Annotated in this window: 9 protein-coding genes; 6 read left to right on the forward strand and 3 right to left on the reverse strand. The window is 47.3% G+C overall.

Annotation, left to right across the window (positions count from 1 at the left end):
• Nucleotides 1-110: 110 nt before the first annotated feature.
• Nucleotides 111-6,788, forward strand: coding sequence for an S-layer homology domain-containing protein (locus AC1DM9_RS28190; RefSeq protein ID WP_477583395.1), 6,678 nt, complete (start codon nt 111-113; stop codon nt 6,786-6,788).
• A 70-nt stretch (nt 6,789-6,858) separates the two neighbouring features.
• On the opposite strand, the gene AC1DM9_RS28195 is transcribed toward AC1DM9_RS28190, so the two are convergent.
• Nucleotides 6,859-7,074: a hypothetical protein gene (locus tag AC1DM9_RS28195; protein ID WP_339207486.1), complete on the reverse strand. Its 216-nt coding sequence runs from the start codon at nt 7,072-7,074 to the stop codon at nt 6,859-6,861.
• A gap of 156 nt (nt 7,075-7,230) precedes the next feature.
• Here AC1DM9_RS28195 and AC1DM9_RS28200 point away from each other — a divergent pair, with 156 nt between their 5' ends.
• Both AC1DM9_RS28200 and AC1DM9_RS28205 read left to right on the forward strand, forming a co-directional pair.
• On the forward strand, nt 7,231-8,706 hold the full coding sequence (locus tag AC1DM9_RS28200; RefSeq protein ID WP_477511569.1) for a sensor histidine kinase: 1,476 nt from the start codon (nt 7,231-7,233) through the stop codon (nt 8,704-8,706).
• Entirely contained in the window at nt 8,703-9,395 is a 693-nt protein-coding gene (locus AC1DM9_RS28205) for a response regulator transcription factor (RefSeq protein ID WP_477583397.1), read from the forward strand. Before AC1DM9_RS28200 ends, AC1DM9_RS28205 begins: the two co-directional genes overlap by 4 nt.
• Nucleotides 9,396-9,432: 37 nt before the next feature.
• Here AC1DM9_RS28205 and AC1DM9_RS28210 read toward each other — a convergent pair whose 3' ends face one another.
• The gene (locus AC1DM9_RS28210; RefSeq protein ID WP_477511567.1) at nt 9,433-9,801 is read right to left on the reverse strand and encodes a SpoIIAA family protein; all 369 of its coding nucleotides are present in this window, start codon (nt 9,799-9,801) and stop codon (nt 9,433-9,435) included.
• Between the two features lie 150 nt (nt 9,802-9,951).
• Between AC1DM9_RS28210 and yunB the strand changes: the two genes are divergently transcribed.
• Nucleotides 9,952-11,082: a sporulation protein YunB gene (gene yunB, locus AC1DM9_RS28215; protein ID WP_477511566.1), complete on the forward strand. Its 1,131-nt coding sequence runs from the start codon at nt 9,952-9,954 to the stop codon at nt 11,080-11,082.
• Between the two features lie 68 nt (nt 11,083-11,150).
• Here yunB and AC1DM9_RS28220 read toward each other — a convergent pair whose 3' ends face one another.
• The gene (locus AC1DM9_RS28220) at nt 11,151-12,206 is read right to left on the reverse strand and encodes a M23 family metallopeptidase (RefSeq protein WP_441961455.1); all 1,056 of its coding nucleotides are present in this window, start codon (nt 12,204-12,206) and stop codon (nt 11,151-11,153) included.
• 132 nt (nt 12,207-12,338) lie between these two features.
• Here AC1DM9_RS28220 and lipA point away from each other — a divergent pair, with 132 nt between their 5' ends.
• Both lipA and AC1DM9_RS28230 read left to right on the forward strand, forming a co-directional pair.
• Nucleotides 12,339-13,274 carry a lipoyl synthase gene (gene lipA, locus AC1DM9_RS28225; protein WP_076271021.1) on the forward strand — a complete coding sequence of 312 codons (936 nt, stop codon included), beginning with the start codon at nt 12,339-12,341 and terminating at the stop codon, nt 13,272-13,274.
• Between the two features lie 26 nt (nt 13,275-13,300).
• On the forward strand, nt 13,301-14,035 hold the full coding sequence (locus AC1DM9_RS28230) for a YutD family protein (protein ID WP_477583400.1): 735 nt from the start codon (nt 13,301-13,303) through the stop codon (nt 14,033-14,035).
• Nucleotides 14,036-14,059 lie beyond the last annotated feature (24 nt).

Raw genomic sequence — 14,059 nt, forward strand, 5'->3', positions numbered from 1 at the left:
CATCGATATGTAAGCGATTCCAAATTATGATGAAAGAGAATGAAGGATTTACATAAGCGAGTGCTTCCGAGATGCGTTTGCACTTGTATACCTTTGGGGAGGTTTGTGCAATGAAACGTGCAAGGTCTATATTGGCATTCATGCTGGCGCTGCTGCTTATGCTTATGGCGGTTCCGGTCTATGCGGATGAGTTGGCAGTGGTATCGGAAGGCGGGGGGCAGCCCGAGGCGGCTGTGTCATCCGTAACGGAATCAACCTATGTTCGTATCCAGAACAAATGGCAAAGCAATTATTTGTATGAGGATGAAAATGGTATCGTACGGTACGGTTTTCCAAGCTATGAAGATGAGTCCTCGCAATGGCTCATCGAGGAGCATGATGGCAATAAGCGAATTCAAAACCGTGCAACCGGACATTACATTACGGTCTCAGAGGTTGGGAAGAGGCGCGATGCACTGACCAGCCGCGAGATAACGGAGAGTACGCTTGCAGACCAATGGACCATTCATGCGTCCAGCCGCGAGGGTTATGTGGTCATTAAAAGTGCAACTGTGCCGGAGAATGCCAATCTCGTTATTCATCAAGAGGATTTGCTCGGCTTTGCAGAAGTAAGCAATGACATCAATATAACATTCGAGAGTCCGCAGTGGGCGCTCGAGCCGGTGGAGTCTGCTGCTCCAATTCGTCTTGCCAACAAGTTCCGAGCAGGACAATATTTGTACGAGGGAGCTAATGGTTTCGTTGATTTTGGCGAGGTGCCTGCTGCGGATCGCAAATCTCATTGGGTGCTTGTCCCGGGAGCAACGCCGGATTCCTATCGGATTAAAAACCGTGCAACTGGTCATTACATTACGCAAGGAATAGACAAAGAGCCTATTAAAGCGATAGGGCTGGACAATACGAATAAAAGCGAGTGGCTGGTAGCTAACACAGCGGGTGGAGATTTTATCACCTTTCAGAACGTTGCAGCTTATCAGGAGGTTCCTTCGACCATTTACGTATTGAATACGCAGTTTCCTGATGACAAACATGTACGCTCGAACAGTTGGTCCGTCCTGGATCGAGACAATGCACACTGGCGAATAGAGCTGGCGCCGGATACGCAGCCATACCGTATCGTGAATTTTACAAATGAGAAGGTAGGTACTGCTTATTTGTATGAAGATGCTGGGCTGGCAAAGGTTGGCGCGCTGACAACACAGGCAGGCCAGAAGTCATTTTACCAGTGGGTAAGGGAAGATTTTAACGGCAAAAAACGGCTGCGCAACCTAGCAACTGGTCATTATGTTACGCGTGCAGGAGTTAATGAGATCAGTGATCCGCTTAAGGTATCTTCATTAACGGAAAGCTCTGCAGAGGATCAATGGTCCTTTAGCAAATCAGCCATTTATGATGACTATCAAAGCATTCAGAGCTATGTTGGTCAAGGCGAATATTTGCATATTCAAGACAATACGGGCGCAGCCCAAGCAAGTGCAATTCAGCCAAATGAGAATGCGGCGCAATGGTTGTTTGAAGACCCGGCATTTAGCGGGGATGGCTCGCCGCAATATATTCGAATTCAGAATGAATGGCAAAATTTCTTCTTATATGAGGATGCAGCAGGACAGCTGAAATACGGCAATGTCTCTGAAGGCGATTATAAGGGACAATGGTTAGTTGAACGTTTTAACGGTCGCAAACGCATCCAGAATAGAGCAACAGGCCACTACATTAATTTGCAAAATATGAAGGATGGACGCATTGATGTGACTGAGGTAGCTGATGACTGGACGAGTGCGATTTGGGTCATCGAAGATGCCGGCGGCTCAAAGCTCATTCACAGCTTGCAGGATGCTAATGATGTTATTGGACAACAAAAGTATATTAGCTTGCAAAATCTGACGAAATACGCGGAATACGGCGTAATTAATCCAGGATGGGGAAGCCCTAAATGGAAGTTTATACCTGTGACAGACGCGGCGTTAACGAATGTAAGACTTAAGAACAAGCAAACCGGCAGTTATTTGTATGAAGTGACCGCTGAGGGTGATGATCAAGGCAAGGTTAAGTATGGTGATCTTCCAGAAACGGATCTTAGCTCAGTTTGGTTTTTGGAGCGCACGGGCGATGGACCGACCTCGATGCGGTTGAAAAACCTCAAGACTGGCCACTATGTGTCAATGGAGCACGTAGGCGGGGATGTTGAAAAGGATGCCCCGACTCAGCAAATTATTGCACAAGGCGGCATTCACGAGAGCTGGGGCAGCGTGAAGTGGAACATGGAGCCTGGATCTTCTGATAAATTTGTAGTGCTGCGGAGTGGGTGGGCTCGTCATTTTCTATATTCAGATGGTGAGGGATATACGAAAGTGAGTAAGCTTGTTGCTGATTCGGATAGCGCACAATATGCAGTTGAGCCGCTAGCACTTCCAGCGAAACCTTTGCCAGAGGCTCCGATTCGTATAAAAAACAAGGCGAACGGCCAATTTTTATATGAAAACAATGGAGGAATTGTTCTTTATGGCAACTTGGCAGAGAACAACGGCTACAGTCATTGGATTATAGAGTCAGAGGGCGGGAAACAAAGGTTGAAAAACCGTGCTACAGGACATTACATGACAATGACCGGGGATTATGCCTTTATTGAGAGCAAGCAAGCCATTCAAGGCGATGCGTTCTTAGAGTGGGCAGTTGAAAGCACGCCGAGCGGTGCGGAATATATGATTCGCAGCTTGAATGGGAAATACGATGATGAGCTCATTCATGTTCAAAATAATGCAGGCTACGCAGAACGTGGATTGTACCCAGCATCATTTGGATCGGTGCAGTGGACGTTTGAGAGTGCGTCGGAGCAATTCGAGACGCCGCCAATGGGCGAGGAGAAGACGAATGACACGGCTACCCCAACATTTGACGACACGAACTATATTCGTATTAAAGAAAAGTCAGGCACAGGGTATTTATATGAAAACAGCGGCAAGGTGCTCAGCGGCTCAGTGAGGGCAGATAACGCGAGCTCCCAATGGCTGCTTCAGGATTTCAACGGCCGGAGGCTGTTGAAAAACAAAGCTACCGGACATTTATTGACGCTACATGCAGATGGTCTGGCGGCAATCGCAGGTGAGGCTAGAGGCATTGATGCGGCACAATGGACGATTGAGGATCGTGCTGGCTATAAACGGATTATAAATGCTACGCAGAAAGACGGATTGCTGCTGCTAACGGCTGGCAAGCTGCAATACGGTACGCCGAGTCAAGCGGATGAGGCACTTTGGCAGTTTGAGCCTGTTGCCTCCAATCAGCGATATGAAGCAGAGAACGCTTTTATGTCTGGCGGCATTAAAGTAAGTAAGGAGTTAACAGGCTTTAAAGGTGCTGGGTACGCTGGGAACTTCACTGAAACAGGAGATAAAATCAGCTTTACCGTTCATGCTGGGGCAGCAGGCAGCTATTTAACGGAGCTTAGTTACTTGAACGTCACCGATGCGCCAAGCCAGCTTAGCCTGTATGTGAATGGCATACGGATCAAACAAGTGGCGTTTAATGCAGCTGGAGAAAAACAAAGCTGGTCCGAAGCGGTTATTGAAATGCAGCTGCGCAGCGGAATTAATACGATTACGCTGCAAAAGGATTCAGCGGATTCAGGGCAAGTATGGCTGGGTAGCCTTCTAGTCAGACAAAGCATCGGCATTGCTTACCGCGGAGCGACAGTTCCATACATTACCTATGAAGCGGAACATGGATTAACGAACAGTGAGCTGATTGGACCGTCGCGCAGCTACCGTGAAATCGCTTCTGAGGCATCGGGCAGGCAGGCGGTTAAGCTGGTAGATGAAGGTGATTATGTACAATTTACATTAGCAAAGGCGGCTAATTCACTTGTGCTGCGTTATGTCATCCCAGACAGCGCAGACGGGGCTGGTCGAAACGAAACGTTGGGCCTCTACGTAAACGGAGAATTTAAGCAAAATTTAGAACTCAGCTCGAAGCATGGCTGGGAGTACGGCAGCTATCCATGGTCTAATGATCCAAAGCAGGGCAATGCACATCGTTTCTTCGATGAAATACATGCTTTGATCGGTGATATACCCGCAGGAGCTACGATCCGTCTGCAGAAGAATGCGGAGAACGCGGCAGATTATTATGTCATTGACCTTGTCGATATGGAGCAGGTGGAAGGTCCGTTTGCAAAGCCTGATGGATTCCTGTCAGTTGCCGAATACGGAGCTGTACCTGGCGATGGCATTGATGATTCGGCAGCGTTCCACTCTGCAATGAATGCAGCGAAAGAACAAGGGAAAGGCGTATGGTTCCCTCAAGGGGTATTTGAGCTTAAGACTGATGTGATTGAATTGGATCAAATCACGATTCGCGGTGCAGGGATGTGGTATACATCGCTGATCGGTGCGAGGTTTATTGGCAAAGGCGCTAATATTGGCGTGTATGATCTACTCATCGACGGCGACCTGAATATCCGTGATGATGAAGCGCTGACCCATGCTTTTTATGGCGGCTTCGGCAAAGGCTCGGTCATTCAGAATGTTTGGGTCGAGCATTCAAAAACAGGGCTATGGCTGTCCAAGGTAAGGGGCAGCGACGAAATAACGGATGGCCTGCATATGGTTGGCCTTCGTTTGCGCAATTTGATGGCCGACGGCATCAACTTCTCCGTGGGCACGAGCAATAGTGTGATGGAGCAATCGGATATCCGCTATCCAGGTGACGATGGTTTGGCGATGTGGTCGGCGGAAGGACGCGCAAGCATCAACAATACGGCGCGTTTTAATACGGTGGCTTTGCCTTGGCTGGCCGATAACTTCGTTATTTTTGGCGGGCAAGACAATAAGCTTCAAGATAACATCGGTACGGATACAATTACGAATGGAGCGGGCATTGCCGTATCGACACGCTTTAATCCTGTGGCATTCAGCGGCACAACGGTAGTGGAGCGCAATACACTGGTTCGCACAGGCAGCGCCGACTCTGCGTACAACATTAATCTAGGTGCGATCTGGATTTTTGCTGGCGAGAAGGATTTGAACGGCGAGGTCATTGTACGGGACAACGTCGCACTCGACAGTACGTATGCCGGTTTAATTGTACACGGCGGCGGATTCAGCATTGATCATGTGAAGCTGCAAAATATCGTGCTCGACGGAATGGGGACAAACGGAATTGACGTGACAAGCGGAGTGTCAGGCAATATTCAGGTGGACAATGTCATTGTGCGTGGCGAGCGGATAGCGATACTAGCAAGCTCAAATGATCAATTATCGTTCACCGAGCAAAATGAAGGTTTTGCCAATCGTCCGAAGCCATTCCGCATAGCTCTTGAGAATGGCGATAGAGGACCGCTGTCGTTGACTGTGGGTGATACAAAAGCCATAAAGGTGTTTGATCAAGCAAGCGTCGATGTCACAGCGGATGCGATCATAACGATGGCCCAATCAGACATTGCAGCAATTAGTGAAGATAAACAGCTTAGTGCGCTAAAGATCGGCCAGACGACATTTACTGTGACTCATGGTTCGCAAAGCAGAATCTATACGGTGGAAGTGAAGGCGGTCGTTGTGCCAGAGGAAGGAAATGAAGGCAGCACTGGCGGTTCAGGGTCAGGCCAAATCGGCGGTGCGATTAATACAGCGCAAAATGACAGCAAGCTGAAGACAGATGCTGCAAGCAAGCTTGAGCGGATCATCTTCGCCAAAGGTGCGTTAACATCAAATGGAGAACTCTCCTTCTCCGCACAAGCTCTTCTTGACGCGCTTAAGAGCAGTCCAAATGCGGTAGTCGTCATGGAGCAGGGTACAGCGTCGTATGAGTTCCCGCTGGCGCTTGTAAACGGCGTTCTGGAGGAGGCAAAGCTTGCGAATAACGGCAATCTAATTGTAACTTTCTCAATCAAGCCGGTTAGTCAACTGGTGCTTGATAACATTCGAGCTAAAGCTAAAGCCGCAGGCTTTGAGCTTGCAGGTGATCCTGTTGATTTTATTATTTCCGTCTCGGATGGAAGCACATCAGCAGAAGTACACAGCCTTGGCGGCAAATATGTGAAGCGTACGATGACAGTAGACCGTGAACTGGATGCCAAAACAGCAACAGCGCTCGTATTTGATCCGGCAACGGGAGCTTTCCGTTACGTTCCGGCTTTGTTCCGATCAGCTGAAGGGAAAACAACTGTCACCATTTTGAGTACTAGCAACAGCAGCTACGTAGTCGCTTTAAATCCCAAAACTTTTGCAGACATTAGCAGCCACTGGGCAAAATCGAATATTGAGCTGCTCGCTTCCAAACAAATTGTGAGCGGTACAACGGCGTCGAGCTTTGCTCCTAACCGTACAGTTACGCGCGCCGAGTTTGCGTCAATGCTTGTAAGAGCGCTTGGCCTGCAAAATAGTGGAGGCAAGCAGGCGTCGGCGTTCAGCGATGCTGCGCCGGGCGCTTGGTATGCGGATGCGATTGCAACAGCTGCAAGATTTGAACTGATTAAAGGCTTCGAGGACGGAACCTTCCGTCCGAATACGACCATTACGCGCGAGCAAATGGCAGTAATGGCAGCAAGCGCATTAAAATTTGCGGAAGCAGCAGGAGCTAACGTCAAGAAAACAGTTAATGAGGCTGCCAGCTTTAAAGACGAAGCAGCTATACATGGCTGGGCGCTTGATGCGGTTGCTCAGGTTGCAGCAGCAGGTATTTTAGAGGGCAAAGGAAATCAATCATTCCTGCCTCTAGATCTAGCAAGCCGCGCCGAAGCGGCAACGATGATCACACGGTTATTGCAGTTCGTAGAGCTGCTGGATAAGTAATATGCAATGAAAAACGGTGTCTACCTGTCCCGCGAGGGCTAACAGGGCGACACCGTTTTTTTTGTATAACCTAGCGTTTTCTAAGTAGAAAAAACTCGCATTCTTTTCGGTTATGATAGGCAATATCGCTAACCCCCGATTGGGTCACAATCGTGCTATCATCAAACCGCACAACCAGCGAGCTGGCATCGATGAGCTGATTGTCTTGAAACACGCGAATGCGCTGCTGCAGTTCGATAACCTCTTCAAAGTCCTGATCGGTGCTGAGTCGTCGATTAATGGCCATATATACTCCTTTAATACGGAAAATGATTTCTTATAGTCTATCCCATGTTAGATCGTGTTGCAAAGTTGTCTTTGTTTCTCTTTGTCCCCTCAGGGCAACCTATGTTACATTGTATTCACGAAAAACGAATTGTCAAAAGGAGAAGGAGATACGAGTATGTCCATTCGCGTTCGGCTGCTATTGTCCTACAGCTGTATTCTTATCGTTACGATCGTATTGTTTCTTGCCGCTGCTCTGCTCTTTGTAGTAGCGATAACAGGCGATGTGCGAAGCGTAAAGGACTTTTACAATATTCATTATTCCGTTAATCCATTGTCTGAGCAGGAGGAAACGATTTTCCTTGATCTAAAGTATTTGGCGAAAAATGAACCCGACTCGCTTCTTGATCCTACACTGCTCGATCAATATAATTACAAGCTTCGTTCGGTACAAGCGGAGCTGGTTATAAGAAAAGGCGACGAGGCGATTTATTCATCCTTGTCCGTAAAACAGCCCCAATTCATCACGTTTTTGCCTGACTATGAGATGGAAAACAATGCAATCCGCAACACCCTGCAAATAGGGGACCATTTTTATGCTTATGCGAAATTTGATTTTCGTTTTCCAGATCAATCCAAGGGAAGCGTGCTCGTTGTAAGGGAGCGCAGTCCGTTTGCAGAGGTTGTTCGTACACTTTTGCCTATTATATTAGGCGTGCTGTTTATCGTGCTTTTGCTCATGAATATGCTCCTTTATTATTTTTTGACGCGCAGTATTATTAAGCCGCTTGATCTGCTTCGGAAGTCGACAGAGCGTATTAAGGAAGGTGATTTGGAGTTTGAGCTGCAAGCGGTAGGCAGCGATGAGATTGCAAGGTTAAGCGAAGCCTTTGAAGATATGAGAATGAAGCTGAAGCAATCGGTAGAGAAGCAGCTGCAATATGAGCAAAATCGCAAGGAGCTTGTCGCGAACATTACGCATGATCTGAAAACGCCGATTACTTCAATTAAAGCAAGCATTGAAGGCATTCGGGACGGTGTACCGGATACGAAGCAAAAGATGGAGCGTTATGTGAATACGATTTTGACGAAGGCCGAGCATATGGATCAACTGATTGACGAGCTGTTTCTTTACTCGAAGCTTGATTTGAAGCAGCTGCCATTTACATTCGAGGAAATCAGCTTGGGGCAATTCATAGAGGACTATGCCGAGGATTTGCATTTTGATTTGCAAGACAAAGGCGTTGCGCTGACGTGGGACATTGTTCATTCGGAATCTACTAATGTGCTTGCCGACCGGGATAAGCTGAAGCGGGTACTAACCAACATTATGGACAACGCCATGAAATTTATGTTGGACGAGCCAAAGCAAATAGCGATATCGCTTAGTGTGGAGACTGATTTTGTTAGATTAATGATTAGCGACAGCGGCTCAGGAATATCGGAGGAAGCTCTCCCGTTTATTTTTGAACGTTTTTTCCGCGAGGATCTCTCACGCAGCCAGCAGACTGGTGGAAGCGGCCTAGGACTTGCGATTACGAAACAAATTATCGAAGGGCATAACGGCAGCATTCATGCTGAGAGCAAGCTTGGAGCAGGAACTAGTATGATCATCAAGCTGCCGCTCGCGAGGAGCATAGGAGGACGAACATGACGAGAATTCTCATTATTGAAGATGAAGTGTCGATAGCTGAGGTGGAAAAGGATTATTTTGAGCTGCATGGTTTTTCTGCGGACATATGCTTAACAGGAACAGAGGGGCTCCGCGCTGCTGTAGAAGGTGAATATGATTTGATCGTACTAGATTTGCAGCTGCCAGGCATGGATGGGTATGGGATTTGTCGTCAAATCCGTGCGGTAAAGGAGGTTCCTATCCTTATCGTATCTGCCAAAAAAGAAGAGATCGATAAAATTCGCGGGTTAAGCTTAGGGGCGGATGATTATATAACGAAGCCGTTTAGTCCAAGTGAGCTGGTCGCCCGGGCGAAAGCACATTTGCAGCGCTACAAGCGATTGATGGGAAACCGCGATACCAAAGCCTCAAATAAGATCCAAATACGCGGCTTGCAGATTGATACCTCATCCCGGCGCGTTTACGTCAACGACCAAGAGGTGCAGTTCACGACAAAGGAATTTGATCTGCTGTCCTTTCTAGCGTTGAACCCCAATCATGTATTCAGCAAGCAAGAGCTGTTTGAGCAGCTGTGGGGGATGGATTCACTGGGCGAGATTGCGACGGTAACCGTTCATATTCGCAGGTTAAGAGAAAAAATAGAAGCGGATCCTTCGAATCCGCAATATATTGAAACCATTTGGGGCGCAGGGTATCGGCTCACGATTTAGACGGATTAAATAGACTATTCCGGTACGCTATAGTTATTTAATTATTTAACCAGTGGAAGGCTTGTTCAGCATCACTAAAAAATTGTACAGACGGTTTGGTATTGGTTTGCTGCAAGTGATTCAGAATTTCACCATCTTCCAAGAGGAATGCGATGGCTTTGCTATGACTCAAAATGCTTTCATTAAAAAATTTATCTTTCCATGCTTTTTGAACCGAAAAATGGTCGGGTGTATAGCCTTTTCGATCCACTAACAAACGGTATTTTCGCCCCTCTTTAATGAATGGCTGACACACCTGCTCGAAACCATTAAACCAGTCATTAACGTCATCTGTGCTTATTTTTCCAATCAGACGAGTAACAATTAAATCTCCTGAAACGGTTGTGCTAATATTGCGTTCACTCAACTAGATTCATCTCCCTTAGTTACAATTATGTATATCGTTTCCATAATGTCAATAAGGCTGCAACTTGCTGAGGTCGTCTTCTTTTTTGACCAAGTTCTGCATAAGTATGGGTAATAAAGAGTGTGCAGCTTGGTGCGGGAGGGGATCGGATTGGCGAAATGGGGAAGGCGAGGCTGGCATTTTCGAGGATTTGGCGGCAGCCGTATGCAGCTTTGGTCTGGCCGTCCATTCTCTAAAGTAAAATCAGTCACTTGGGGCAGTCGTGGGAGCTCAGCTTCATCAAGGCCAGCACCAAAGAAATGGGGTTCAGGAGCTCGTTCAAGCGCAAGCAGCGGAAAATGGGGCATTAGGCGTCCAGCAGTAAAATACAGCAGCAGCCGAAGCAGCGGCAATGGCGGATCAGGCGGCATTTGGGGCTCTCGCCCTGCAAAGCCTCGTATAAGGCGACGCACAATCTTTATTATAGCCCTGCTTGTTTTTATGGTTTTTTCGATCCAATCCTTTGTCTATATTGAGAAAAATTTGCGGCCGCCGCTGATGAATATAGCGAAAATCAGAGTAAAGCAAATCGCCACGCAGGCTATCAATAAAGCGATAACCGAGCAGGTAGCGAGCCGATCGGACAGCAGTAACCTTATTGACTGGAAGATGAACAGCAATGGGAAAATATCTGGTTTCATGCTTAATTACGCGGAGCATATGAAAATTACATCGCAAACGATAAACACCGTACAAAATACATTAAATGAAATGAAGGATATACCGGAGCATATTCCGATCGGGCATGCGCTCAATAGTGCAATTATTTCCTCATACGGACCAAGAGTACCCGTCAAATTCGAGCCGGTTGGGGCTGTTAAGGTAGATCTTAGCACGCGTCAGAAGGATGCCGGCATCAATATGATTTTGGTTGAGGTATACATTCGCATAATAGCGGAGGTTACGATCATTATTCCGTTTGATACCGAGCCGGAGCTGGTCGAAACGGATATCCCGATTTCATATTTGCTAGTAGTTGGCGACGTGCCGATGTACTATTACGACAATACGGGCAAACCTGTAGGCGAGTCGGCTGCGCAGGCGCCAAACATTTCGGTTCCGCTCGGCGAAGGTGCGGGAGGCGGAGTTACATCCAGTCCGCAAAACAACAATAATGGAGAGTCTTCAGGCACTGGAGCCTCTAATACAGGACCGTCAACAGAAGCAACGAACGAAGGCACTAATCATTCTAAAGGTTCTAACCAAGGATCAAATAGTTCGGGCAATTCATCCTCTGAATAGCATACATATAAAAACGACTTTATTGTCTTCAGCAAAGAGGACGATAAAGTCGTTTTATATTTTTTGCTTTAATTTCCGGAACGCATTCGTTTACGCTCGGCTTGCTCCCAGCGGCGCAGCATCGGATATGGATCAAACGACCATTCAATTAAACCGCGGTCGCTGTATACGCCATAATGCAGGTGAGGAGGAAACTTTCCCTGCGTCCCGGGTTTGCCGTAACCAGAGCTTCCTACCCATCCAACAACCTGTCCAGGCTTTACGACATCGCCTATATTAACGGTTTTGTCAAAGCCGGACAAATGTGCGTAATAGTGGTAAAAATTGTTTAGATCACGAATGCCAATTCTCCATCCGCCGTATGGATTCCAGCCCTGCACCTCAACAATGCCATAACAGGTGCTCCGAACAGGGACACCATGCCTTACGAAAATGTCGGTACCTTCATGGGTACGCCTGCCGCCCCAGCTTCGCCCGGTTCCCCAGGTGCTGTTATAGGCATAATGAGTGCTGATAGGCAGCGGGAATGCATGCTCGAACAAATCAAGCTGGCCAAATGCTTCATAGATTCGGGCGAACTGCTGGATGCGCTGCACTGAACGATTATTTTGATAATACTCCCAAAGTCCGATTGCGAAATCATCATTGGAGATACCGTACGCGGCAACGCGGCTAACAAGTGAATAGAGAAGATCGATGTCGCTTGTTCGTTCCGCTTGTCCATTCCCGTCACCATCACGGCCAATCCCGTTAAAAAAGTTGATCGATACCGGCGAGCTGTCATCCGTATTCGGATTGAGCGGGCCGACCCAGCGTTCCTGGTCGATAAACACGCCAACGGTGTTACCAAGCATTGGACGAGCCTTTGGACGTGCTTTAGACATGGATCGCTCATACTGATCGATGGCTGCGATCCAGAACCAAGGCACTTCGGTAAATAAGCTTAATTTGTCATACAACCCTCTTCTAACGGAAAAGGGATCGGTCTCAGCATCGACGGTTTGCTCATGGGCCTTATCAGTTTTTTGTTTGACAGCAGGAGCTGCTCTTACAGAACTGACGGGCGTGACAATGAACAGAGAAGCTGCGGTTATTGCTGCAACAATAGGAATAGTCAGTTTCAAACGTCTCACCCTTCCAAAAGCATGACGGTTATAACGTTATGTTTTGCAAATCATTGGTTTTTATACGAAACATGTTATAATAAACGCATGAGTTTAGGAATTATAAATGAACTTGAAAGCAGGTAATCCCTAATGAAACAACAAGAAACACTCAAAAAGCCTGATTGGCTTCGAATAAAATTAGCGACAGACGGTAACTTTGCCGAAATTAAAAATATGATGCGCTCAAAAACGCTACATACGGTTTGTGAGGAAGCACGTTGCCCAAACATTTATGAATGCTGGTCGAATCGAACAGCCACATTTATGATTTTGGGTGATATTTGCACGCGCGCTTGCCGTTTTTGTGCGGTTAAGACAGGTATGCCGACTGAACTGGATTTGGACGAACCAGAACGGGTAGCAGAGGCAGCAGAGCAAATGAATCTTCAGCACTGTGTTGTAACATCGGTTGCCCGCGATGATCTTAAGGATGGCGGCGCATCCATATTTGCAGCTACTGTACATGCGATTCGCAAACGTATGCCGTTTTGCCGAGTTGAAGTGCTTATTCCTGACTTCTTGGGAAATAAAGATGCGCTTCAAATTGTAATGGATGCAAATCCGGATATTCTAAATCATAACGTCGAGACGGTGGAGCGGCTTTCGGATCGTGTTCGTGCCAAAGCCAAATACAGCCGTACGATGGAGCTGTTGAAGCGCGCCAAAGAAATGAAGCCTAAGATTCCAACCAAATCGAGCATTATGCTTGGCGTAGGTGAGGAATGGGATGAAATTTTGCAGACGATGGATGATCTTCGCGCCAACGACGTAAATATTTTGACATTAGGTCAATACTTGCAGCCAACGCCGAAACATTTAAAGGTCGTACGTTATGTCCACCCAGACGAATTTGCAAAACTAAAAGAAGAAGGGCTGAAGCGCGGTTTTAGGCATGTAGAATCCGCACCATTAGTACGCAGCTCTTATCATGCACATGAGCAGACCGATTCGGCACACGCAGCAATGGCAGCGGAAGCCGAAGCGAGCCGTGAGATTTCTTCCGGTGCTTGCTCGAGCAGCTTGTAACTGACGCTCAAGATGAGGTGGAAAATATGGCTTTGATTCATATCGGCGGAAAATCTTATGAAATTGTGCTTGAAAATAGGAATGGCTGGAATCCTGAAGCATTTCGTGATCGATACAGCGAAGTACTTGAGCGCTACGATTATATTGTCGGCGACTGGGGCTATAGCCAGCTGCGGCTGAAAGGTTTTTTTCGTGACAGCCATCAGAAAGCCACGAAGGAAAGCAATCTATCTGGCATGCCGGATTACATCAATGAGTATTGCAACTTTGGCTGCGCTTATTTTATTTTAGAAAAAACAAACAGTACCGTTCGTGAGCCAGACGACTATGACTTGGATGCAGACGAAGAGCGTCCGCGTATAGAAGCAGCTGATCTTCTTGCAGCAGCTGCCGGTTTTGTGGATATTTCTGAAGGTCTTGAACATGATGAGGTTGCGAGTGCAAAGGAAGAAAGCGGCGCTCCAACACATGAAAGGCATACTCGCAATCACACAAGGGAAAATCGCCATAGAAGCTCCAATCGCAATAAAAACGACGCGGATAAAGGCAACGACAGCGCGAATAGTGCTGGCGAAGGTAAAAATAGCAGCGAGCAGCAGCAGGGCAGTGGGAAACGTGAGCAGCAACAGCAGCGTAAAGGCGGCTATAAAGGCAATAACGATAACCGCTCCAAGAAACCGTTCCGCCTTGCAGCCAATGAAACCGCGGCTTCATCTGCAGAAACGAATCGACCAAACAAAAAAGACACAGAGCGCGTATAATACGCTCTGTGTCTTTTTTTGGTT

Source organism: Paenibacillus sp. 01T431 (genome assembly GCF_056398625.1).

Bases quoted from the DNA above. Each gene is read 5' to 3' on its own strand.
- AC1DM9_RS28190 (WP_477583395.1), top strand. From the start codon at position 111: ATGAAACGTGCAAGGTCTATATTGGCATTCATGCTGGCGCTGCTGCTT.
- AC1DM9_RS28195 (WP_339207486.1), bottom strand. From the start codon at position 7,074: ATGGCCATTAATCGACGACTCAGCACCGATCAGGACTTTGAAGAGGTT.
- AC1DM9_RS28200 (WP_477511569.1), top strand. From the start codon at position 7,231: ATGTCCATTCGCGTTCGGCTGCTATTGTCCTACAGCTGTATTCTTATC.
- AC1DM9_RS28205 (WP_477583397.1), top strand. From the start codon at position 8,703: ATGACGAGAATTCTCATTATTGAAGATGAAGTGTCGATAGCTGAGGTG.
- lipA (WP_076271021.1), top strand. From the start codon at position 12,339: ATGAAACAACAAGAAACACTCAAAAAGCCTGATTGGCTTCGAATAAAA.
- AC1DM9_RS28230 (WP_477583400.1), top strand. From the start codon at position 13,301: ATGGCTTTGATTCATATCGGCGGAAAATCTTATGAAATTGTGCTTGAA.